The following is a 22,325-nucleotide window of genomic DNA, read 5'->3' as shown; positions in this document are numbered from 1 at the left end:
ATGCTATGCCATAGTGGCGTCGAGACCTTACGGCTCCACGGCCTGACCCTCCTGGCGTCCGCTTCGCTCTCCCGCCCCGTCCACCTGGTGCTGGACGCCCCCTGGGGCTTCGTCCTGTGGGGCTTAGCCCGGCTTCCTCGGCCCTGCCTCATCGTGACCCAGTGCCCTTCCTCCCACTACCTGTGCGACCTGATGGACTTGCAGCCGGAGGGGATCCTAGCCACCTCGGCCAGGCCGGAGGATGTCCTCGAGGGGTTGCGGGAGGTCGCGCAGGGTCGGGGTTTCCAAAAACTCCCGCCCCTGGGCCCGGATAGCCTGACCGCCCGCGAGCGGCAGGTAATGCGCTCGGTGGCGCTGGGTCTTTGCGATGCGGATATCGCCCGGATGCTGGGCGTGTCCAGGCGAACGGTATACAACTGGGTGTCCTCCCTACAGGAAAAGCTGGGCCTAGAGAACCGGGTGGAGCTGGCACTGTACTACTTGGGCCTGCTCCCCCACTGCCGGGGATGGCGCGGAGTGTGAGTTTTTACTAGATTGCATGGGAGTTTTTCTCTTGACCTCCTTGGAGTGCTCACTCGAAAATAGGGATATCTAAGGGAGAACAGCATGAAAGGGGAGAACGGCACGAAAGAACAATTTGGGGAAGGCAAGCGGCATTCCAGCACCCGAAGGAAGTTCCTAGAGTTCGTAGGCACAGCCAGTGGTCTCCTGCTCACGTCCTGCGGCCACGGCTTCGTTAAGCCAATCAACGAGACGGAAGAGCCACTCATCGTCGAGCTCACGGCCCAAGAGAAGCAGCTTCTGAGCTTTGTCAGCACCCTACCCAAGGACCACGCTCTGCAATCGCAGTTCGTCGAGAACCCAGTCGCAACTCTGGTGCAGCACAACATCGTCTCCCAGGACAGCCGGCTCAACATCAGCAAGGCCAACCGACTGCTGTTTTATCTCGTTGGCAATACGGTGCTACGCGAGCGGCTTGGGGCCATCGTACAGCGCTACCCGGCCCTAAGCCAGATACGGAACGTCATGACCAACGACCGGCTTGACGTCCGCTTCTTGCGAGAGGTAGAAAAAGACCTGACTTCCCCTGATTCTCTGTGGAAACGGGTGATCGAGGATCAGGTCAACGTGTTAGTCTCAGACCCGAAGGTCAGGGAAATCCTCGAGCTAAAGATTGCAGACTCCCAGATAAGGGAGTATGCCTCTCGCCTGGCAGCCGCGATCAGCGGAAACCTAAGCAAAGCCGGGGTCAGGCCTACTGTGGTCTTCATCTTCGTCAACGTTAACGTGATAGCGAACGCCAACTGGAAGGTAAACGCTAACGTCAACTACAACGCCAACGCTAACTTAAACGCCAACGCCAATGCTAATGCCAATACCAATGCCAACTGGAACTCAAACGGCAACTCAATAAGCTCCAGCCAGCACGTCACGGAGTGGATCCAGTTCGTCGACCTCTTCACCAAATATGCTCAGGAGCAGTCAGGCCTGTGAAGCTAGGGAGCCGCTATGAATACGGCTAGGCTGCAGCAACCAGGACCGTCCTGTCTAACCGTACTACCCACCTTTAGGTGTACGGCGGCCTGCGCAAATTGCTGTTTCGGCTCGCACCCTTGGGTACCGGGCCGGACACCCCAAGAAGATATCCTCAGATATATCCGTGAGGCGGCTCGCTTCGAATCCCTCAGCTTAGTGACATTCTCTGGCGGGGAGTGCTTTCTTCTAGGCGACGACTTGGTAGAGGCGGTGGCTCTTGCTACGCGCCTTGGCCTAGCCACTCGGTGTGTCACTAACGGCTATTGGGCGTCGTCAGAGAAGGCCGCTCTGCATCGGCTAGTTGAATTACGGGATGCTGGATTGACTGAGCTGAATCTAAGCACGGGTGATAATCACGCCAAGTTCGTTCCCATCGAAAACATTCTCCATGGAGCAAAGGCAGCGGCCCAACTCGGTATAGGCGTTGCTATCATGGTGGAGCTGCAGGCCGAGCGCCGGGTGACCAAGCAGGTACTGCTCGAGCACCCCCTGGCCCAGGGACTGTTCGACGGGCACGATCTGGATGCGAACGTGACAATTGTAGAAAGCCCGTGGATCGCGATGGAGGACGGCGAGGTTCCGTATGACACGAACTGTCTGATCAACGCTGATAACGTCCACCTGAGGTCAGGCTGTACCAGCATCCTTTCCACCATCGTACCTACGCCCCAAAAGGAGCTTTTCGCCTGTTGTGGCATCACGGCCGAGAAGATCCCTGAGGTCAAACTGGGGCTGCTCGATCAAGCCAACATGCACGATATGTACGAGGCGGCCTCCAATGATTTCATAAAGATCTGGCTTGCAGTGGACGGGCCGGAGAAGATCGTGGCCTGGGCCGGTCAGAAGGATCCCTCTATTGAGTGGGAAAACCGCTTCGCACACCAGTGCGACATCTGCCGCTTCATGTACCAAAGCCCGCAGATCAAGCGCGTCATCCGCGAGCACTATCAGGAGGTCGTGGGGGACGTCCTATTACGGTTTTCGCTCCTGAGGTCTTAGCATGCGTGGGACAACCATGGCTATAGCCGTTTCAATTTTCATCGTGGCGGCGCTGTTGGTCGGGCTGTCCATCCCGCTGGTGCAGGGGAAAGTTCCTCCCAACAGCACCTATGGCTTCAGGACGTCCAAGACCCTGGCCGATCCGTCCATCTGGTACGAGGCCAACCGCTTTGCGGGCCGAGTTACTATCACTGTCTCGATCGTTATGATTGTTCTGGGCATCGCCCTTCTACTCCTAGATCGCTACACCAAGCTCGATCCCAACAGCCTAACCGTACTGGGGCTGGCTTTTGAGATCGTGCCACTGCTGGTTCTCATTCTGGTGCTTTTCTTATACCATCGGAACTTGTGAGCTAGCAACCTCGGTGGGTCGTTATGGAAAATCAAGCTGACTTAACCATCAACGCGGCAGCGGGGCCGCAGGAGCTAGCTCTCCGCCTGCGCCAGCAGGGCCTGGAAGTCCAGAACCGCCCCTACCGGCTCCTTAGCCCCATCGAGGCCGACTTTCTACAACTGCAAGAAGCCCTGGAACGAAACCAGCTTTACCAAGCCCTGGCCCTCTACCAGGGCCCCCTCCTGCCCAGAAGCCAGGCCCCGGGCATCGAGCTCCTGCGCCACCGCATCGAAGGGCAGCTCAAAGAAGCCGTGCTGCAACAGCCCGACCTCGAGCTGCTCTACCGCCTGGCCCAGCAAATCCCGGACGACCTCACCCTCTGGGAGGCCCTCCTACATCGCCTGCCCCCGCAAGACCCCCGCTACACCGCGGCCCGATCCTGGGTCAAGAGGCTCAGCGCCCAGTACCGCTAGGCCCCCCCGAGGCAGGCAGTCGGGGAGGGTGCAGGCGTAGCCCAATTCCTTCCAACCCAAAGCCAGCAGAATCAGCGACAACAAAAACCATCTCACCCTGCGCATACCACAACCCTAGCAAGGGCAAGTTAACCAAAACCGTCAAAAGGTAACCAATATGAGAGGGAAGGTAACCAAAATGAGTTAAGAACGTAACCATTCTGAGAGGGGGTTTGGTTACGTTGGGGGTGCTATTAATAGAAAAGCCCTGCAGGGCTGAAAAAGTAGAAAAAGGGGGTGATAAAAAACGATAACTTCATTTGCTAAGGCCATCCGGTCGCTTCTGCAATGGATTCGATCCATTCGTATCGAAGTGATACCCACGGAAGATTTCGAGCGCCGTAAATCGGAAAAGCGCAAGTAGGAGGTGGTTCGGTTGAAAAAGCTTTTCAGGCAATTTCGCTTTGTGGTGCGGGGCGGGTGCTGCGGGATAAGCATCGTGATTTACGACAGCTTTGGTCCTCTGTACTACTTTAGTTAGGAGGCGAGTATGGTTCGGATTGGTAAAGTTTTGCTGCGTGTCAAAGCTGGCTGCTGTGGTTACACCATTTGTATCTCTTACAACGATCATGGACCATATTGCTTTGGCTAAACATGCCCGCCAGGAAGATTTTGACGCTGATGAGATTCTTGCTATCTGTAAGAATCAGCGTGGGAAGTTGCTCAACTTGCTCAGGAGTGAGACTTAGACTCACTTTTGAAAATCCCAGCAGGAAGATTGTGTCTAAACGGTAATCATCTGGGAGCTTGGGGTGGGCGTCAGCTTAAGGTCCACCCCTTCTTTGTTTCGGGGGAGACATGACTGAGATAATGCTAACTGTTATGATTTTGCTCTCCGCCTACCTGCTTAACGATGCCACCTCTCGCACCGATCCCACATACCGAGGATACAGAAATTCAATAGCTATCTCATTTGTCCTATTCTGTGTCTGGCTAGCGTTGGACTACTGGTTTGTTCCAGGGTCTTGGTGGAGGCTCTCGAGTTCGAGTTTTGTTGAAGTTATCTTGCTAACATTGGCAACAATGATGGCTAATATCTTCCTCTATCGCTGGTACATGACTGGCACAGACTACCCTGGCTTGGTTAGGGCCGGTGTTGTAAGCGATGGCTGCCCATATCTTGGATCATACGCCATTCCTAAAAACTTCATTACCCACGGAGGTACAACGCTTTGGGAGGAAATCGTTTTTCGGGGATTAATCGGTGTTGGACTGTTTATTCTTTTTGGTTCGGTGATCTCCATTGTTGTCACAGCACTGCTTTTTGGACTTCTGCATTACCTGCCGTTCCGGGCATATGCTAAGCACCACTCAATTCGCCCCGACCGCTACGTTCTTGGCGCGCTAATCAGTCCTACTCTGTTTCCTTCCTGCTATATTCATGGCCGCTAATCTTTTCTACGGCTCACTAATACCTGGTTGGATTATGCACTGGGGACTAAACTGTTCGGTAGGCTTGTACCTTCGTTACATTCGGCCTGCCCTCACGAGCCAGGGTGAATAGAGCATGTTAGTGGAACTAAAAGAGGTAGTTGCTTACTACCGGACACCAGGGAGGATACCCACCAAAGCCCTTGATGGGGCAGAGTTGACCCTATCTGAGGGAGAGGTAGTGGGGCTCTTGGGCCCCAATGGAGCTGGCAAAACCACCCTCATGCGCGTGATGCTGGGCTTGATGCATGCGGATTCGGGGCGTGTCTCGGTACTAGGCCTCGATCCGGCCAAACACCGCCACTCGGTAGTGAGGAAATGCGGTGCTTTGCTTGACGGTCAGCGCGAACTGCCGCCCAGGTGGACGCCCCTGGATTTGCTCAGGTTTGTGGGTGCCAGTTACGGACTGTCCGAGCTAATGATCCGCCACAGAGCGGCTGTTTTGCTCGAGCGCTTTGGTTTGGCAGAACATAAAAATGCTGTGATCAATAGTTTTTCACGGGGCATGAAGCAAAAACTATCACTCATCCTCGCCCTCCTGCACGAGCCCCAACTTCTGATACTGGACGAGCCTACCCTAGGACTGGATATAGAAGCGACCCGTGAGATGCTCGATCTAATACGTTCGTTTGCCTCGAGCGGGTGCGCGGTGCTCATATCCTCGCATCAACTCTCCGTGATCGAACAGATTGCACACAAGGTCGTGGTCATCCACCGTGGAAAGACTATTTTTCAGGACGGTCCCGAGGCACTTATCCGGCGGGTGGGGAGAGGCAAGGTAGAGCTCGAGTTCGACACGTTTACAACCCAGTTTGCAGGAGCTTTACCCGACACAGTTTCGGTGACAGGCCATCGAGTCACTGTTCCACTCGACCGAGATAGCCTGGTGCTGGTATTGGACTTGGCACGCCGGTTCGGTGCAAGATTGATCGACGTTAGCAGATCGCTCGACTTCGAGAACGCTTACCTGGCTCTTTTGGAAGAAAGGACCGATCCTCATGTCAACCTACCTTAGGATCAGCTGGTTGACCCTCAGAAACAGAATTCTGGAAGAGTCGCGATACCCATTCCAGTTCATCACCAACTATGTTTCCTTCTTCCTTATGGGGATTCTTCTGGCCTTGGGTAGCATTGCCATCCAAGGCGGCGGCACCGTCGAGGCAAACACGGCAAGCTTCTTCCTGGCATTTATGGCGGGGGGTGCCTTGAATCTGCCCATGGACACCCTAGCGGGGAATAAGACACGGCTGGAGGAGTTCTACCTAAAACCGCTTCCATCCATACCCTATTTGCTGGCGATAGCCGTTGGGCGTTCCATCGAGACGGTCCCAACCCTAGTCTTTTTTGTCCTCGCTTTGGGTCTCATCAGGGGCAGCGGCCTCGGTAGCGCGCTCGACCTGGCGTTGACCGGGTTCCCGGTCTTCTTTTCGATGTGGGGCTTGGGCCTGGTGTTAGCAGGAATGCGGCTGGTGTTCCATAAAATCGGCTCCCTGCCTCAAATTCTGTGGCTTATTCTCCTCGGCACTGCGTTGGCCGCCTCCACTCCCACGCTGGGGAGCCTGGCCCCTTTCTCCCCATTCGCGGGGGGCCTGCTCTACCTCAGAACCGGACAGATCGATCTGTTGGCATTTATCGCCTCTTGTTTGTTCAGTCTGCTGGTCGGGGTACTGGTCTTCCTGTGGGGCGAGCGTAAAATGCTCAAAAGAGGACTGATCGGTCAAGAGTGATTCGTCTTCCGGCTAGGCAAACCTCGTGGGATTTCACAAAAGCCATGGTTTTGCCGCAAATGTGCCTGGGTTTGTACCCTAGCAACGCCTGGCCGGATGTCTATCTTTTGATCCCAACACGCTCGTTCGCCCCTTGCTCCAGCTCAATTTACCGAAAGAAAGTGCCGCACCTGGAGAGGGCTCAAGGCGCACAACCACCGATTTTGATAGCGAAACCGCAGGAGTATCGCATGAGCTATAGCGCCTGCTGACGGATTTCACCCTGGACGAGGTAAACCCGCCATGAACATCTTTTGGCATCTTCTGGGAAAGCACAAAGCGGGCTTCTTGCGCCTGCTGGCGGTTAGCAGCCTGGTGAGCGGGGCCGAGGCCCTGCTCCACCCGTTGATGCTCAAGTGGCTCTTCGACGAGGCGGTGGTCACGCAAGACTTCCGGCGCTTCGGGCTCCTGGGGCTTGCCTACCTTGCCGTGGGACTGGGCCTGGTTGCTCTGTTCTGGGCCGTCTCGCTCTGGCAGAAGGCCTTCGTCAACCGGGTGGTGCTCGAGGTGGAGGGGCGGCTGCTGGCCCAGGCCCTCCGCCTCGACTGGCGAGACTTCAGCCGCGAGGGAGCCGGGGCCTTGGTGAGCCGGGTTCACCAGGACGTCCTCGAGGGGCTGGCCCCTGCGGTTTCCCTCTTGGTTGCCGTGGCCCGCCAGGCCCTGGCGACCCTGGCCTTCCTGGGGGTGCTGGTGTACCTGTCGTGGCAGGCTACCCTGGCCCTGGCGATGCTGGTCCCGCCGCTACTGTGGGTCGCGCAGCGGGTCGGGACGCGGGTTCGCCGGGCTGCCGAGGACGAGCGGGAGGGGGAGGCCCGCTACCTCGAGGTTCTCTCCCAATCGCTCAAGGCCTTCCGGGCCCTACGCGGCCTACCCCGTCTTCTCCCCCCGACTCTGGCCGCCAACCGGGAGGCCCTGGGCGCCTACCTCGAAGGCACCTACCGCAGCCACCGGCTGATGGAGGCCCAACAGGCCTGGAGCGACGTGTTCATGAACCTGGCCAACACGCTCGCGCTGGTGGTGGGCGGCTACTTCGTCCTGGTCCGCGTGCTGAGCTTCGGCGGGTACTTGGCCTTCGTCAACGCCTTCTGGCGGGCGGTAGACAACACCTTTTCCCTGCTGCGCAGGGTGCCCGAGTTCCACCGCCACGCGCAGGTCCTCGAGCGCGTCCACGGGCTGCTCTCCTCCGCACCCGCCCCCTGCGGGCGGCCGTCCGCCGAAGCCCGACTCGAGGGGGTGCGGCTGGCCTACGCGGGCGGGGCCCTGCTGGAGCTGCCGCGGGTGGAAATCCGCCCGGGTGAGCGCCTACTGCTCGTAGGACCCAACGGCGCGGGCAAGACCACCCTGCTGCACGTGCTGTCGGGGTATTTAGCCCCCCAGAGGGGTGAGGTGGAGCTGCCCGCGCGGGTGGCCGCGCTCACCGCTCCCCCCGAGCTGCCGCCCTTGACGGTGCGCGAGCTGGTTCCCGACGCCGGGCTCCGCCGGGAACTGGGGCTGGAGGGCCTGGAGGACCGCCGCCCGGAGGCCCTGTCCTCGGGGCAGCGGCAGAGGGCCGCCATCGGCGTGCTGCTTTGCGAAGAGGCCGACCTCTACCTTCTGGACGAGCCCCTGGCCAACTTGGACCTCGAGAGCCGCGAGGGGGTGCTCGAGCTCATCCTGCGCCGGACCGCGGGAAAGGCCCTGGTCGTGGTACTGCACGGGGATGAGGCACTGCACAGCCGCTTCGACCGGGTGGTGGAGCTGGCGGGCCCGCAGGTGCTGGACTCCCGGTAGCGGCCGTGTTCACCCAGGTCACTAGGCCCTGCACTCGGGGTTCAGATCAAGTAGCATACGAAGGTATTTGTGCTCCAGCTCCCTGTAAAGCGGTCACCCAACATTTAGCCCTCACCGCCTGCAGCTACGACCGCATCCTGCGGACAGCCCGCACCATCGCCGACCTCTCGAACTCAGAACCCATCCAGGAAGCCCACCTGGCCGAGGCGCTGACCTATAGGCGGAGCCTGCTCTAACGCACCACCCGCACCTTAACCCCTGCTTCCAGGTTGTTCCAGGCGCTGTCGGTGGTGATGGCTGGCAATTTCAGTCGCATAGCCAACGCCAGACAGACCCGATCCCCCAGGGATAGCCCCTGGGCCTTGGTCAAGGGTCGCAGCGTTGCTACAAGCTGGACGTCTTCAGGGCCGAAGGGCACCACCTCCAATACACCCCCCAGCAAACCCTGCCGCACCAGGGCCTGCTCCAGCAGGTGCACGTCCTGGCCCCACTCGGTCACCTTGCTGTAGACTTCGGCCAGATTCACGGCGCTAATAAAACCGCCCCCAACCATCTGCCGAGCGACTTCCTCAGCCCCCGCCTCCTGGTTGAGGTAGGCTAGCAAGGCCGAGGCATCCAGCACCACGCTCATTCCTGCAGGGCCTCCCTGCGCCGTTCCTGGATCAGTTCTTGAGCCAGTGTTTTCCCCTTCAGGGCCGGATAGAGACGCTGCAACAGACCCTTGCTCCCCAGTACAACTTCCTCCGCCTTGACCAACTCGATTACCCCATCGTCCCGCAGCCGCAGCAGCAGGCGATCCCCCTCCCGCAGCCGCAAAACCCGGCGCACCCCAGCCGGTAGTACCAGACGCCCTTTGACCCCTAGCTGTACGGCTTGTTGCACCACGGGGTGTTTCATAATTGAATCGTACCACATTTTAGAATGCTCCACATTGCCGATACGGATCCTTGCAGACCTGGTTGTTCCTGTTCTCTCCACAACCGCACCCGGCGAAAGTTTGGCATTCGTTCCCGAGCCTCAAGTGGTGACCAAAATCGTCAAAAGGTAACCAATATGAGAGGGAAGGTAACCAAAATGAGTTAAGAACGTAACCATTCTGAGAGGGGGTTTGGTTACCGGGGGGGTGGTAGGGTGAAAGTGCCTTCAACAGGCTAAAAGTGAAAGGAGGTTTACGGCCATGAAATACTGGATCAACAGGATCATGCGGGAAGACCAGCACAACCTACCAATCCTTCTTCGCCAAGGGAAGGAGGCACATTTGGCGGAGGATACGGTGCTGAGCGTCGGAGACCAGCTCAGAACTTTAAACGGTTGGGTTGAAGTGCGGGACGATTTTGGTCTGGTTGTTCGTCTGGGACCTAGTTCGGAACTTGCCTACGCCCTTGATCCACAAGGGGGCAACATTGCTCATCCATTTGAGCAGCCTTCTCTGATCTTCTTCGGTGAAGTGTACAAGTTTCGCTACTATGTTCGACCCCTTGAGGTAGTGGCTTGCGGGAAATACCGCACGTCTTGTTGGTATTGCCCGTCAAGCATGCATGCTCGAAACCTTGATGAGAACAGGGATGCCTTTTATGCCTTGGCAGGCAGGGTACCGATTTGGGAGTGGGATGAAGAAGGCGAATCTTTCGTGATAGTAGAGGTTCCTGAGGGACATAAGGCAATCCTGCGTCACGATTCCATGAAGCCCATGCGGAAACGGTATATTGTCGAGGAAGTTTGCCCGATTACCTCTGAAGAGTGGGCCCATATTGCTTTCAACTACATAGACCCCGGGCGCTGGGCTAGAGAGGTAAACCGGGAGGTGGTTGCGACTGGCTCATAGGCGCTCCCTGCTACGCCAAACCGTTCCGGCGCTTCATCAGGTTTTTCGAGCGGCTCCCCTCGAGGCCACCCTCTTGGTGGGCCTCCTTGCCGCAAGCGGCCTGATACCGGTGGGGGTGTTAAGCGCGACGCGGGCTTTGGTGGACGGTTTGGTCTATGGGTTGGGCAGTGGCTCCCTTACCCCTGCGCTGCTAGGGCCGCTCTTAGGGCTGGCCTTGCTGTTTGCCCTCGACTTTTTGCTGGTGCCCTGGGTGGCCTACCTGCAAGGTTCGGTAAGCGAAAAGCTCACCGCCCGGGTACACCTACTGCTGATGGAGAAGGCGGCCGGCCTGCCCGATCTCACCCCCTTTGAGGACGCTAGTTTTTACGATGAACTTCAGGTGTTGCGCGACCAAGCACCCTATCAGCCGCTCAATCTATTGGTTTTTTTCGGTAACGCTTTTCGCGGGGGTATTGCGGTGGCCGGGGTGCTGCTCTTGCTCCTGACTTTGGCCCCTATTTTCCCCTTGTTGTTGCTTCTGGCCACCCTGCCACAAGCGCTGCTGACCTTCAGGTTGCAAAAAGGGGTGTGGGAGGCGGTGCTCTTCAGCGCTCCCGAGGCCCGGAGAATGCGCTACTATGCCGAGGCTTTGCTCAACCCCGAGGCGGCCAAGGAGGTGCGCCTCTTTGGGCTGCTTCCTTTTTTCCGTGGGCGTTATCTCGACGCTTTTGGGCGGCTATACCAAGAGATCCGCCGTGCGCGCGGGCGGCAGGCCCTGGGGGCCAGCGGCTTGGTTTTTGTCAGCGCTCTGGCCACGGCGGCAGCGCTGTACCTAGGCCTGCGCCAGGCTCTTTTGGGTTCGGGTGGGCTGGGTAGCCTGGTGCTCTTGTTACAGTCGGTGGGGAGCCTTCAGCAAAACCTGTACGGCTTGGTGCAGGACGGCGGCATGCTATACGAGAGTCTTCTGTACTTCGAACGGCTCGAGGGTTTTCTGGCCCGCTCCTCTGCGCTGGCTCCTTCAAGCGCAGGCCGAATGGTGCGGCACTTTGAGGAGATTCGCTTTGAAAACGTGGGGTTTAGCTACCCGGATGGCCGGCGCGCGATGGAGGGGATCTCCTTTGTAATGCGCCGGGGAGAACGGCTGGCGCTGGTGGGGGAGAACGGGGCCGGTAAAACCACGCTGGTGAAGCTCTTGCTCCGCTTCTACGACCCCAGCGAGGGCCGTATTTTGGTGGATGGGGTAGACCTGCGGGAATTAGACCTGGAGTCCTGGCGGCGCCTGGTGGCGGCGGTGTTTCAGGATTTTGGTCGCTACGCACTGACGTTGCGGGAAAACATTGTCCTTGCCGATTTGGAGCACCAAGCTGACCCTGGGCGTTTGGAAGAGGCCGCCCGGGCCGGGGGCGCTTCGGAACTGCTGCGGCGGCTAGGGGCCGAGGCTCTTCTCTCTAAAGCTTTCGGGGGTACGGAGCTCTCTTTAGGGGAGTGGCAGCGGCTCGCCCTTGCCCGGGCTTTTTTCCGTCAGGCGGAGCTTCTGATCCTCGACGAGCCCACCGCCTCCCTCGACCCCAAAGAAGAGGCTCACCTTTACGGACGCTTTGCGGAGTTGGCCCAGGGCAAGACGGTGCTCCTTATTACCCATCGGCTGGCCTCGGTCCAGATGGCCGACCGGATTCTAGTGCTGCGGGAAGGGCGTTTGGTGGAGGAGGGTTCTCATCAGGCTTTGTTGCGCCACAATGGCGTTTATGCCGAGCTTTGGCGGTTGCAGGCTGAGGGGTATAGGGTGAATTGAAACCTCCCAACACGTCTTGCTAGAAGCTATGAATCCAAACGTGCACAATCCCGTTCCCGTCCTCCAGGCTCGCCCCTTATCTTCACCAAGGCCCCAGCCGGTCTTGGAGCAGGAGGGTAGCTTGTGAACCTCTACGTCATCCGCAAGCTCACCAAACGCTACGGGGCGCGAGGAGTGCTGGCCAACGACGCGATCTCCCTCGACATCCGCCAGGGGAGATCCTGGGGGTTTTCGGGCCCAATGGGGCCGGGAAGACCACCCTGGTGCGCCAGATCACCGGGCTCCTGAGGCCCACCTCCGGGCAGATCGAGCTGCTGGGCCAGGACGTGGTGCGCTACCCTGGGGCAGTGCCGCGCTACGTCAGCTTTTATGGCCAGCGGGCCCCCATCTTGCGCAACTACACCGTCGCGGAGGTGCTGGTCTACGCTGGGGTGCTGCGGGGCTTGCCAGTGCCAAAAGTCCACCAACAGGCCCAGGCCCTGCTGGAGCGCTTCGACCCGCTGCCCATCGCCAAGCGGCGGCTGGCCCAGCTTAGCGGTGGCCAGGTGCGCCTGCCCACCCTGCTGTCGGCCTTTATGGGGAAGCTTTGAGGGGTGGTGTTGGACGAACCCACCAACGAACTCGACCCGGCCAACCGCCAGCGGCTGTGGCAGTTCCTGGAGGAGCTGCGCAACCAGGGGGTGACGGTGGTGCTCACCAGCCACAACCTGGCCGAGGCGCTGACATATCGGAGGGCTTTGCTCTAATGCACTACCCTATAACCTAGCTTTTACCAGTGCGCGAGGCGATTCCTGGCTGTACGGGGGCTGAATCGGAATGGGCTCCATTCGCTACCTGCTTGCTACCTCAGGCTGGCTAGGTTTAGGAAAAACGGAGGTGATCGAGATGGTGGGTACGGGTGCTCAAAAGGTGAACAGCGTTCGTGAGTTTTTGGGGCTTCTTGCCGACGATGATAATTTTAGGGATTCATTGCAGCAGAATCCCGAGTTGGCTCTGAAGTACCTGGGTGTGCTGGGAAATAGCACTCCGGTGATCCCGGATACCAAGCATATAAACCTTCCGCCGAAGGAGGAGGTGCGTCAAGTACTCGAGCAGTTTGACTTCGCCTTGGAGCATACCGGCGATGGTATGGAACTACAAGGCTGGGGAGCTTGGGCTGCTTGGGTTTTTGCTTTCTTGAGTGCAAAGACCAACGGAACTCAAGAGCCCTTGAATTGAGTCTCATCTAGTGGTGAGGCGATGAACGTAAAGCGATCCAAGTATGTTGCCTTTTTTCTTACTGATGGCACCATGCCAGATTTCAGCGAGCTACTTCAGGGCAGGATCGCACTGAGAAACCAATCCATGGTGCTTGCTGCCTCGGCTATTGCCGAGGCAGAATCTTTGCTTTGCTCAGATGAGTTCACTGAGCTTCAGAACATTCCTTCTCGCTCCTGGGTTGAGGCGTCTAGCCTGAAAAAGCCCGAGCGCGTAATGGCGTGGAGTAAGTCCAGAATTTTGATCACTGATCTCGGCGAAAACTGGGCCAGCGCATATCGCCGAAGGGAAGAAATTCTAGATTCCGAACTTTGGCATTGTAGGAGCGCTGTCTATCACTTTCTTTCTAAGTGGAAAGGAGTCTCTCTTTTTCCACCGATAAATGCGGAGGAAGCTAATCCTTACGGCTTTGCCCTTCAAAAGCTAGCCGAGGGAGCAAAATCTTGGGAGAAACTCGAGCCTCCCCCATCTCCCTACTGGAACCACCCTCTTGCTTTGAGCCAGATTCCACTCAATCCGCCTGAACGGCCAACAAACTCAGACCTTTTCGACACACTGCTATCAAGAGCGTCCACCCGGTACTTTAACCCTGAATCGGCCCTTACCCTGAACGATCTCTCGGTGTTGCTGTACTATGCCTTTGCACCATTGGGTACCGCCAAGTCTGTGTACACCGCTATTCACAAGACCAGCCCGTCGGGTGGCGGTCTGCACCCGACGGAGGCTTACCTGTTGGTGCGCAAGGTGGAGAACCTAAGGCCGGGGCTCTACCACTATCTTCCTCAGGATCATAGCCTGGAGGTTCTGACTACCTTTATCGAGAGGGAGGCTGCAGAAAGGGCCGTTCACTACGCAGCGGGTCAGCCCTACGTGTTGCACGCGGGTGCGCTGATCATCATGGCGTCCCGGTTTTACCGCAACCACTGGAAGTATAGGCGCAACGAGCGAACCTACATGGTTATGGCTATGGACATAGGCCATCTTGGCCAGACGCTGTACCTGCTTTCGACAAAGCTTGATCTGGGTTGTTTCTTCGCAGCAGCAGTCAATGCTGCCGATATCGAATCCGATCTATGCCTGGACGGTGCACAGCAGGGGGTGATGGCGATGTTTGCTGTCGGTGTCAAGCACCCCCAGGCAGCTCTGGAGTTCAGCCCGTTTGTTTCTCGGAGGTTCTGAAGTGGGCATCATCGAGGTCTCCGACTTGCGCAAACAGTACGGCTCCATCCCAGCGCTGAAAGGTATCAGCTTTACGGTGGAGGCGGCTGAGCGGGTGGTGGTACTGGGGCCGAACGGATCGGGCAAAACCACTACTCTAGATGTTCTGGGTGGTTTTCTGCGGCCCACTGCGGGCCGGGCCAGGGTTCTGGGGGCCGATGTCCCGCACCTGCCGCTCAACGTGCGGAGGCAGATGGGATTTGTCTTCCAGGACAAAGCAGGACTTTATCCGGAGCTGACCGTCCGGGAGAGCCTCGAGCTCTTCGGCAGCTATTACCCCAACCCCCTTCCAACCTCGGAGCTTTTGGAAAAGCTGGGCCTCGCGGATCGGCGGGATCGCTGGGTGCGCAACCTGAGCGGGGGCGAGCGCAGGCGGCTCGAGCTCGCCGTAGCCCTGGTAGGCAGACCCCGCCTGATCTTCCTGGACGAACCCACCGCCAATCTTGACCCGGAAGCCCGGCTGCGCATCTGGGACCTTATCGAAGAGCTAGCGGGGAGCGGGGTGACCTTTATGCTGACCACCCACAACCTGGAGGAGGCTGGACGGCTGGGTCGGCGGGTGCTGCTGCTGCGAGAAGGAGAGCTTATCTTCGACGGCCCCCCCCAGACAATGATCGCCCAGGCTGGCCTTCCTCATCGGATCAGCTTCCGGCGGGCTGACGCCGCGCTGCCTCCTGCTTTGGCCGTGCGGGCGAGGGTCGAGGGGGATCGGATCACCCTTCCGAGCTTGCAGCCGGACGAAGACCTCCTAGCCTTGCGCAAGAGCGGGGTGGGACTGGAGGACGTGAGCATACAAAGTCCCACCCTGGAGGAAGCGTATCTGGCCCTGTTGAAAGGAGCATCGCATGACCATCACCACCCGAACGCCAGCACCCCTTCGCTTGCTGGCCAATGAAACCGGATGGCAGATTCGCCTTTACCTCAGAGACCGGGCCGCCACCTTTTTCACCTTCGCTTTCCCGTCGCTGGTGCTATTCTTCTGGAGTAGGCAGTCCTGGCAGGATATCCTTTTGGCAACAGCCTTTGTGGCTGCACTGGCGTTGGCCATGGCGGCATACGCGGGTCTGGCGATGGGCGTTGCCTCGGCGCGGGAGGTCGGCCTACTTAAGCGGCTCCGGAGCACGCCCCTACCTATGGTCGTACACATCGCGGCCAGGGTAGGGGCTTGTGCGCTGCTGGGGACGTTTGCGCTCGGACTTACCCTGGGGCTGGGGGCCTTTTGGTTGGGCCTGCCCCTTAGTCTGTCCGGCCTCGCCGGGTTGCTGCCCGGCCTGGTGCTGGGCTTTGCGGCGCTCGGGAGTTGGGGACTGGTGGTGGGCAGCCTAGTCCGCACCGCGAATGCAGCCTCGTATCTGGTCAACGCCACCCTCTTTCCCCTGTTTTTGCTCTCGGCGGCAGCCCAGCGCGGGATGCTTCCGGAGTGGGCGGCGGCCCTTACCCCGCTGCTGCCGCTACAAAACCTGGCCCTCCTGATCCAGACTGCCCTCAAAGGGGATGGTATGCTGCTGCACCCGTTGTTTATTCTTCTTTGCTGGGCAGCGTTGGGGGCCGCTGTGGCGGCCCGACGGCTGTCCCGGCCGTTGTGAGCGGCGGCTTGTGGTTGTCCCTTCTACGCCCTCGTTCGTCGGGGTGCCCTGACTCACCCATTGGGCTTGTGCCTTTCATAAGATGCTTCCATGGATCTGGAAGCTGCCTGGGGCGCAGGCCAGCACCAGGAGGGGCTGGCCTGGTGCTTGGAGCGGCTTTGCCAGACCCCCGTTTCCGACCCGCTGCTTTTGCGCTATGCCCTCGAGTTTGCCCTCGAGCTCGGGCAGGAAAACGCGCTCTTTTTACAGTTCCCCGACCTAACCCACAGTCAGCACCCAGAAGTACAGGCGCTCTTGAGCCGGATCGCCTGGCAGCGCGGCCAGCTTTCCCAGGCCCTAGAATTGGCCCAGCAAGCCTATCAGCAAAGCCCGTGCTTCCTAACCGCTTACACCCTGGCTACAGCGGCCGTTTTGCGCAGCCCGCACGAGGCGGGGCGTTGGCTACGCGAGGCCTTACGGCAGGCCGAAGCCGCGGGCCAGCCGCAGCGGGCGGTACAGGCGGCAGCGGCTCTTGCGCTGCTCGAGGTGACCCTGGGTGCTTATGCCCAGGCTGAGGTCTGGGCGGCTTGGGGCCTGCGGGTTGCCGAATCCATTGGGCTAAAGCATCCATCCCTGCGCAACACTTTGCACATGGCGTGGGGCTACGCCCAGATTTTAGGGGGACGGCTGGAGGTGCTTCCGCCGCTGGAAATAAAGCATCCAGACGCCCTGCTGGCGCAGGGGGACTTTTTGCTGGCCCTGGGGCAGGCCGAGGCGGCCCTCGAGGCTTACGCAACTGTGGACGATCAACTGCCTCCCATCCGGGCCCGTCGGCTGCCCATCCTGGCCCGCGAGGTGCGGGCGCTTTTGGGGCTGGGCAGGCTGGAAGAGGCCCTGGTGCTGGGCCTCGAGGCCAAGGTGCTGGGGGCGGAAACCCTGGACACGTTTGGTGACTGGGGTGAGCTAGCCTACCTGCTGCCGTTTTCTCTGCTGAACCCTTCGGAGGCCGTGGAGCCCCTAGCAGAGCTTCTGGGGCGTTTCCTGCGGCGACCTAGCGCGCCCCGTGCGGCTATGACGGCCCTGTACCTAGCCAAGGCCTATCTCAGCCTGGGCTTGGAAGCCAAAGCCCGCACAACCCTGGCTGAGGCGTTGTGGGCTCTCGAAGGTTTGAGCGCAGAGGGGCGAGCCTTTCTGGCCGGTCCGGCGGCTTTTTTTCAAGAGGTTTTGGCCTTGCTCGAGCCGGCCCCAAAGCTCCGGTTGCACTTTCTGGGTGGTGAGACCGTCTGGCTCGAGGGTGCTCCGCTCCAGCTCACCCTACGGCATCGGGAGATTCTGGTGGCCCTAGTCCTCAACCCCGCCGGTCTGAGCGCAGAGCAGTTGGCCCTCCGGGTCTGGGGAGAGGGGAGTAGGCCCGAAGTAGCGAAAGCCGAGGTTCGGCGACTGCGGCAGCAGCTCCCCCTGGTGAGCCGTCCCTACCGGCTTTCAGGCCGGGTCTGGGCCGATTTTGTCACGCTGCGAGAGCGGCTCTTACAAGGTAACCTAGAGGGCGCACTGGCACTGTATGGCGGGCCGCTCTTGCCCGGCTCGGAGGCCCCAATCGTGATAGAAGCTCGTGAGGAGCTCTCGTTGCTACTGAAGAAAACGCTGCTTTCTCAGAGCGCGATCCAGCCAGCTTTCGAGCTGGCAATGCAGGAGGAAGACCCAGAATTTTGGGAAGCCCTCTTGAACCAACTACACCCTGATGATCCGCGGCGAGTCCTGTTGCAAACACGTTTGAAGCGCTTTTGGTCTGCTGAGTAACTTCTGCTCTCTAAAGTGGACTTTGCGCTCGGTGCCAGGCTACTTACACACCGACCCCCATCCTGCGGACGGCCCGCACCATCGCCGACCTCTCGAGCTCAGAACACATCCAGGAAGCCCACCTGGCGGAGGCGTTGACCTATAGGCGGAGTCTGGGGTGAGGATCGTATGAAACGAGCATCCCTGCCTCACTAGAATAGGAGCAGTATGGCGTGCTATTGCGGCGCGGTCTGCGGTTCGGCCTCCTTTCCCCGAACTTCTTTGCGCAGGCTCTCGTAGGAACTTCGTGCCTTAGGAGGAGCAGGTGGCGCGTGTTTATGCGGGATATTCGGGTAATGCAAGTTTTGAGTTTTAAAGAAAGTCGCGCCTGCCTTGATGATCCCTCTCGGCTTTTCTGTGCAGCCCTTTCCACAGAAGGCTCACCAAAGTAGCGCACGTGACTGCCACCAAAATGTAGCTCAATTGGGCTGAAAAGTGCGCCGCGTTGGTGAGGCCGGAGTAGAGCGGGACGGATATTGCCCGGCGTTCGGAGCTAGCCCAGGGCATTCGCCACACTACTTTTCCTTTAGCATCTATCATCGAGGTGTTCCCCGCCATCCCGACAAACAGCGCGACTCTCCCGGTCTCTGCCGAACGAACCTGCACACTCCTGAGTTGTAGAGCGGTGGCTGAAAGGCTTTGGGTGTTGGAAAGAAACAGCAGGGCTTGTGCTCCATTATGGACGGCTTTCAGGCCGATCCGCTCAAAGGAAGACTCGTAGCAAATACCCACGCCCAGAATCACATCACCAAAGCGGAGGGTGTTGGTTTGCCGCTCATTGCCCGCCTGAAGCCGGGCGTCCTCCTCTACCGGCACCAGAAAGATCTTGTTATAGCGGGCGGTAACCCGCCCTTTTTGTAACAGAACGACGGAGTTGTAAACCAAGGACTGGCTGCGGATCGTACCCCCAATAAGCAAGTTGTCGTGGGCGAGCAGCCCTAGGCGGTCGGTGTCGAAGTCATAGTTGAACAGGCTGCTCTCAGGCAACACATTTAGCGCCCCACCCCTGAGTTGCGGGGAGAGTTCGCGGCGCAAGTAGTCCTCACTGCGTGTGACAAAATGCTTGCCGTCCCCAACGATGCCTGGCTGCACCAAGTTGACCTCGAGGTAGCCCTCAAGCCGCGGCTGCGGTAACGCGTTGCTCAGCACGATGGCGAGGGCTACCCCGATAGCGAACACCGCCACGCCGGTAGCCCGGTGGCGGTAAAAGGCCCACAGGCCCAGCAGTAGGGCGGCATAGATTACAAAGCTCGCCCCGTACATCCCTAGTTGCGCGTAAAGCCCAGACAACGCGGGAGAGAAGAGGTAGTAACCATGTGAGAACGGAACCGCGCGGTTGTGCAGCAGGTCGGGGTCGGAGCACACTCGGTCGAATAAGCTCATCGAAGATGCAAACAGCAGGATACGCGACGGGGTGAGCGTACTGGGGAAGGTGGCGGTGGCAACGGCGGAAAGCATCGTTATATATAGAATGACCAGCGCGTATAACGTGGCGATGGCCGCTGGTTCTATGCTGTACAGGCCGAATAGGGAGCGGGTAACGAGCAGATTGATGCTGAAAAGGTAGCTAGCCATAACCAGGCCCCGGTTCTGCCATGAGGCTTGTCGGTGGGCCAAGGCGAAGACAGCCAGGAGGGCCAACGGCGAAACCCAAGCAGGCAGTGGCCCGGTGACGCTGAGGTAGCTCAGGCCACCAAGACCAGCGGACAAGGCCAGGGGCAGCGGAGCCTCTATGGTGAGCTTAACCCTCATAAACGGCCTAAGCAGGCTGGTGCCATTCACCGTATCGCCCCACGAAGTGTGAAGGCGGGCCAGATCGGGGTCACTTCTACCGGCTGCTTGGCGGAAGCTCCGTAGGAGTAGAGCGAGTAGCAGTGGACTAGGCCCAGTTCACCCTCGGCGGGCACCTCGAGCATTGCCCTGACGGTTGCGTATTGGTTTGCTGGCAGCCGCAGTGTGATGAGAGACTGACCGCCCACGAAGGCGAGCTGTGTGTCGTTATGCAAGCAGACGAGATGGTACGTCGTGGCCCTGGCGGTGTCGTTGTAGATCAGCACCTCGACCGGCTGCCTTTCGGTACTGATGCGGATGATCCCCCCGAAGGTGTTGATCGCTGCCCCTACCGCTGAGATGTGGCTGAGGGTGGGCCTGTCAGGGCGTGCGGGTGTGCTGTCGGCGGGGCTGGCCCACTCGCCGAGTCCCTCCCCGTTAGCGACCGTGACCGCGTCGGAAAGAAGCCTTGGCTCAAGCTGGGACAAATCCCCTTTACGTACCAGCTCACTGGCCGAACCGGTTTTGTCCGCGATGTGCCGGGTGAACACCACCGACACCGAATCCCGTAGGCTGATGCGTAAGGGCACCGAGCGTGTGACGGGCCGGTCGCAGGCCACAGCGATGTTGGACTCGATGTGCTGCAAGCGCCCGTTCACGAACACGAAGGCGTCAAAATTCATCGTCGGTACCGGAGCTTTGGTCAGTGCGAGGCGTAGGTCGAGGCTGGAGCGGTCCCCTGCAGGACTGAGCGCCACGCCGTTAGTGAAACCAGCTTCGTTCGCCGAAAAACACCCGGCCCGCTGAGCGGAAAGGGGGGCAACGGCGAGAAACCTAAGGCCCAGAGCGATCAGTATGGTGAGAGCTATTAGCGGCAGTAAAGCTTTCCTCACGGTTCTCCCTGCGTGCTTTAGCCCAGTCAAAGCGACGGGCCAAGGCGGAAATTCCCTGCCTCAGCCCATGCCTGCTTACCAGGGTTGCCAGGAGTATTGACCGCCGTTGTTATCCGAGTAGACGACGGTGCGGCCTCCGTTGGGGGTCGGGTCGTCGTTCGCAGGAAGGGCTTTGTGGAAGCCGTATCCGAGAATACCGGAGTAAAGGTTGGCATAGTCCGCGCAGTTGTAGGTGTACGTTGTGTCGGCAGTGAGCGCACCCATGTTCCCGCTGTAGCTCTCTTTATAGTCCGACTGAGCCACGAGTTGCCTACCGCCTGCGAAGGTTGTGAAAACCAGCACCGCCTTGGCCGCGAGATACCTGGGGTAGTACAGGTTGGCGACGGGGCGGTTGCTGGAGGTGGTGGCGGTGTTGCGAGCGGTGGCTGATCCCCTGCCCATCTGGGCCACGCAGTCCGCTTTGGGATCCGACGCGCGAGAAGCTCCCTGCACGGTAAAGGGGTCGCTTGTCGAGCGGCCGGGGGAGGGTTTTGCCAAAACCAGGCTCAGGCTCGAGGCCAAGACCAAACCGCACAACAGCGGGTAAAGGATTTTCCAGCTCATCGTACATTCCTCCCCTGACGCGCAGCGATCCGGCTCTCGAGAATGGTGCGGAAGCTACGGCCGCTCATCACAGCCAGCCTTGCAGGCGCGCTTCTTTGGTCGGCCATACTCGCGAGCGTTCTCAAGTCGTCAATGCTCAACTCGCCGTCCACCGATAGCTCACGCACGTCGCGCACGCTCAACCCGACCTTTTCCAGCTCCGATCGCATCTCGTCGGGGGTGGCGTTGAACAGGAACTGGAGCTCCGACCCCTCGAGCACGTTCATCGCCTCCACGCTCACGTTGTACGGGGTGGTCTCCTGCAAACCTTGGTACACACCGCTCGGTATGCACCAGTCTCCGACCTCGATATATCCCTCGTTCGGGTTGGTCGAGAGGACTTGGAGCGACTGGGTGCTGAGATCGCCCCTGGCGCGGATGTCCTGTGCCGTCAGGTAAAGCTTGCCCTTAGGAAGTGGTTTTACCTCTCCAACGTCTTTGACGTTGAAATAGTCGAGGGAATCCGAGGCCGTCATCACCCGTTTGCCCACCGAGTCCGTGGCCTTTTGCGTGCCACAACCGGCCACCAACAAGGCCAAGCCCGCCAACACCGCCAAACCCACTGCTTTCACCGTTCTCCTCCTAAACATGCCGACCTTACCTTCTCGCGCTGAGGTCGTTCACCACGAAGCGTATGGATCGGGTTTTTTCTTGCCAACTCACCAAGACCCCCACGATCCGCCGATCTGCGGGAGGGGGTGGCTGACCGGGCTTGTTACGGACCCTAAGCGACACCATCTGGCCTAGCTGCACTTGCTGTGGATAGAGGCTAACGTCATACCCCGAGGACTCAGCGGTGAGCCAGAACCACTGGTTGTCCAGAGCAGGATCAGCGGTGTCGGTCTTGCGCAGGGTGAAATAGAAGATATCGCTATCGAAATGTTTGGTGACCACCCAGTAGCCGTCACTCTCCAAGATGGAGCGGGAGTAAGTGCCTTCTACCACCTTAGCCTCAATGGGATACACCGGGTAGAGCAGGCTACAGGCACTCAGGCTAAGGGTCAGCAATATCAAGGTCGCAGCTCTCATGTCGCCTCCTTCAGGGGCAAGGGGTGAGCCCAACTCCACGCCAGCACCTGGAAAACTCGGGCAGCAGGGGGGTTTCGGGGACAATTGCGCCCTAGGAGATGATGTCTCCACTTAGGTTAATCCCCAGGACGTTGACCCCGGCCATGACTCTGCCATCCAGCCTACTGT

General features: G+C 59.3%; 27 protein-coding genes. 20 read left to right on the top strand and 7 right to left on the bottom strand.

Going from position 1 to position 22,325, the window contains the following annotated elements; genetic code table 11:
* The 10 genes from Q0X23_RS03570 (at position 1) to Q0X23_RS03525 (ending at position 8,584) form a co-directional block, all read left to right on the top strand.
* On the top strand, positions 1 to 522 hold the full coding sequence (locus Q0X23_RS03570) for a LuxR C-terminal-related transcriptional regulator (protein ID WP_297859020.1): 522 nt from the start codon (positions 1 to 3) through the stop codon (positions 520 to 522).
* Between the two features lie 84 nt (positions 523 to 606).
* Positions 607 to 1,494 (top strand): hypothetical protein, encoded by an 888-nt coding sequence (locus tag Q0X23_RS03565; RefSeq protein WP_297859019.1) that lies wholly within the window; start codon positions 607 to 609, stop codon positions 1,492 to 1,494.
* A gap of 15 nt (positions 1,495 to 1,509) precedes the next feature.
* Positions 1,510 to 2,535 carry a radical SAM protein gene (locus Q0X23_RS03560; protein ID WP_297859018.1) on the top strand — a complete coding sequence of 342 codons (1,026 nt, stop codon included), beginning with the start codon at positions 1,510 to 1,512 and terminating at the stop codon, positions 2,533 to 2,535.
* Position 2,536: 1 nt separating this feature from the next.
* Entirely contained in the window at positions 2,537 to 2,887 is a 351-nt protein-coding gene (locus Q0X23_RS03555) for an SdpI family protein (protein WP_119278139.1), read from the top strand.
* A gap of 23 nt (positions 2,888 to 2,910) precedes the next feature.
* Positions 2,911 to 3,342 carry a hypothetical protein gene (locus tag Q0X23_RS03550; protein WP_297859017.1) on the top strand — a complete coding sequence of 144 codons (432 nt, stop codon included), beginning with the start codon at positions 2,911 to 2,913 and terminating at the stop codon, positions 3,340 to 3,342.
* A gap of 837 nt (positions 3,343 to 4,179) precedes the next feature.
* Positions 4,180 to 4,773, top strand: a complete 594-nt coding sequence (locus Q0X23_RS03545) for a CPBP family intramembrane glutamic endopeptidase (RefSeq protein WP_297859016.1) — start codon at positions 4,180 to 4,182, stop codon at positions 4,771 to 4,773.
* 115 nt (positions 4,774 to 4,888) lie between these two features.
* On the top strand, positions 4,889 to 5,827 hold the full coding sequence (locus tag Q0X23_RS03540; protein ID WP_297859015.1) for an ABC transporter ATP-binding protein: 939 nt from the start codon (positions 4,889 to 4,891) through the stop codon (positions 5,825 to 5,827).
* Positions 5,828 to 5,837: 10 nt separating this feature from the next.
* On the top strand, positions 5,838 to 6,539 hold the full coding sequence (locus Q0X23_RS03535) for a hypothetical protein (protein ID WP_297859014.1): 702 nt from the start codon (positions 5,838 to 5,840) through the stop codon (positions 6,537 to 6,539).
* A 282-nt stretch (positions 6,540 to 6,821) separates the two neighbouring features.
* Positions 6,822 to 8,348 carry an ABC transporter ATP-binding protein gene (locus Q0X23_RS03530; protein ID WP_297859013.1) on the top strand — a complete coding sequence of 509 codons (1,527 nt, stop codon included), beginning with the start codon at positions 6,822 to 6,824 and terminating at the stop codon, positions 8,346 to 8,348.
* A gap of 5 nt (positions 8,349 to 8,353) precedes the next feature.
* Positions 8,354 to 8,584, top strand: a complete 231-nt coding sequence (locus Q0X23_RS03525) for a hypothetical protein (protein WP_297859012.1) — start codon at positions 8,354 to 8,356, stop codon at positions 8,582 to 8,584.
* Here the strand turns inward: Q0X23_RS03525 and Q0X23_RS03520 are convergent.
* Positions 8,581 to 8,979 (bottom strand): type II toxin-antitoxin system VapC family toxin, encoded by a 399-nt coding sequence (locus Q0X23_RS03520; RefSeq protein WP_297859011.1) that lies wholly within the window; start codon positions 8,977 to 8,979, stop codon positions 8,581 to 8,583. The genes Q0X23_RS03525 and Q0X23_RS03520 overlap by 4 nt on opposite strands.
* Positions 8,976 to 9,245: an AbrB/MazE/SpoVT family DNA-binding domain-containing protein gene (locus Q0X23_RS03515; RefSeq protein WP_297858994.1), complete on the bottom strand. Its 270-nt coding sequence runs from the start codon at positions 9,243 to 9,245 to the stop codon at positions 8,976 to 8,978. The genes Q0X23_RS03520 and Q0X23_RS03515 overlap by 4 nt, the downstream gene beginning before the upstream one ends.
* A gap of 280 nt (positions 9,246 to 9,525) precedes the next feature.
* Between Q0X23_RS03515 and Q0X23_RS03510 the strand changes: the two genes are divergently transcribed.
* The 10 genes from Q0X23_RS03510 (at position 9,526) to Q0X23_RS03465 (ending at position 17,945) form a co-directional block, all read left to right on the top strand.
* A complete protein-coding gene (locus Q0X23_RS03510) occupies positions 9,526 to 10,173 on the top strand; it encodes a hypothetical protein (RefSeq protein WP_297859010.1) in 648 nt (215 codons plus the stop codon).
* On the top strand, positions 10,157 to 11,944 hold the full coding sequence (locus tag Q0X23_RS03505; protein ID WP_297859009.1) for an ABC transporter ATP-binding protein: 1,788 nt from the start codon (positions 10,157 to 10,159) through the stop codon (positions 11,942 to 11,944). Before Q0X23_RS03510 ends, Q0X23_RS03505 begins: the two co-directional genes overlap by 17 nt.
* A 32-nt stretch (positions 11,945 to 11,976) precedes the next feature.
* Entirely contained in the window at positions 11,977 to 12,534 is a 558-nt protein-coding gene (locus tag Q0X23_RS03500; RefSeq protein ID WP_308446096.1) for an ATP-binding cassette domain-containing protein, read from the top strand.
* A gap of 6 nt (positions 12,535 to 12,540) precedes the next feature.
* Positions 12,541 to 12,690: an AAA family ATPase gene (locus tag Q0X23_RS03495; RefSeq protein ID WP_297859008.1), complete on the top strand. Its 150-nt coding sequence runs from the start codon at positions 12,541 to 12,543 to the stop codon at positions 12,688 to 12,690.
* Positions 12,691 to 12,760: 70 nt separating this feature from the next.
* The gene (locus Q0X23_RS03490) at positions 12,761 to 13,162 is read left to right on the top strand and encodes an NHLP-related RiPP peptide (RefSeq protein WP_297859007.1); all 402 of its coding nucleotides are present in this window, start codon (positions 12,761 to 12,763) and stop codon (positions 13,160 to 13,162) included.
* 21 nt (positions 13,163 to 13,183) lie between these two features.
* The gene (locus tag Q0X23_RS03485) at positions 13,184 to 14,380 is read left to right on the top strand and encodes a SagB family peptide dehydrogenase (RefSeq protein WP_297859006.1); all 1,197 of its coding nucleotides are present in this window, start codon (positions 13,184 to 13,186) and stop codon (positions 14,378 to 14,380) included.
* Between the two features lies 1 nt (position 14,381).
* Positions 14,382 to 15,314, top strand: coding sequence for an ABC transporter ATP-binding protein (locus tag Q0X23_RS03480; RefSeq protein WP_297859005.1), 933 nt, complete (start codon positions 14,382 to 14,384; stop codon positions 15,312 to 15,314).
* Positions 15,265 to 16,005, top strand: a complete 741-nt coding sequence (locus tag Q0X23_RS03475; RefSeq protein ID WP_297859004.1) for an ABC transporter permease — start codon at positions 15,265 to 15,267, stop codon at positions 16,003 to 16,005. Before Q0X23_RS03480 ends, Q0X23_RS03475 begins: the two co-directional genes overlap by 50 nt.
* A gap of 90 nt (positions 16,006 to 16,095) precedes the next feature.
* Positions 16,096 to 17,784: a helix-turn-helix domain-containing protein gene (locus Q0X23_RS03470; RefSeq protein ID WP_297859003.1), complete on the top strand. Its 1,689-nt coding sequence runs from the start codon at positions 16,096 to 16,098 to the stop codon at positions 17,782 to 17,784.
* A gap of 59 nt (positions 17,785 to 17,843) precedes the next feature.
* Positions 17,844 to 17,945 (top strand): hypothetical protein, encoded by a 102-nt coding sequence (locus tag Q0X23_RS03465; RefSeq protein WP_308446095.1) that lies wholly within the window; start codon positions 17,844 to 17,846, stop codon positions 17,943 to 17,945.
* A 190-nt stretch (positions 17,946 to 18,135) separates the two neighbouring features.
* Here Q0X23_RS03465 and Q0X23_RS03460 read toward each other — a convergent pair whose 3' ends face one another.
* From Q0X23_RS03460 to Q0X23_RS03440, 5 genes are all read right to left on the bottom strand, one after another.
* Entirely contained in the window at positions 18,136 to 19,575 is a 1,440-nt protein-coding gene (locus Q0X23_RS03460) for a nitrilase-related carbon-nitrogen hydrolase (protein ID WP_297859002.1), read from the bottom strand.
* A gap of 26 nt (positions 19,576 to 19,601) precedes the next feature.
* Positions 19,602 to 20,351 carry a hypothetical protein gene (locus Q0X23_RS03455; RefSeq protein ID WP_297859001.1) on the bottom strand — a complete coding sequence of 250 codons (750 nt, stop codon included), beginning with the start codon at positions 20,349 to 20,351 and terminating at the stop codon, positions 19,602 to 19,604.
* 210 nt (positions 20,352 to 20,561) lie between these two features.
* Positions 20,562 to 21,089: a hypothetical protein gene (locus Q0X23_RS03450; RefSeq protein ID WP_297859000.1), complete on the bottom strand. Its 528-nt coding sequence runs from the start codon at positions 21,087 to 21,089 to the stop codon at positions 20,562 to 20,564.
* A complete protein-coding gene (locus Q0X23_RS03445) occupies positions 21,086 to 21,700 on the bottom strand; it encodes a hypothetical protein (RefSeq protein ID WP_297858999.1) in 615 nt (204 codons plus the stop codon). Before Q0X23_RS03445 ends, Q0X23_RS03450 begins: the two co-directional genes overlap by 4 nt.
* 25 nt (positions 21,701 to 21,725) lie before the next feature.
* The gene (locus tag Q0X23_RS03440) at positions 21,726 to 22,157 is read right to left on the bottom strand and encodes a hypothetical protein (RefSeq protein WP_297858998.1); all 432 of its coding nucleotides are present in this window, start codon (positions 22,155 to 22,157) and stop codon (positions 21,726 to 21,728) included.
* Between the last annotated feature and the right edge of the window lie 168 nt (positions 22,158 to 22,325).

Origin of the sequence: Meiothermus sp., assembly GCF_026004115.1 — a bacterium.
GTDB lineage: Bacteria > Deinococcota > Deinococci > Deinococcales > Thermaceae > Meiothermus.
This window is presented reverse-complemented; position numbering and strand designations above follow the sequence as displayed.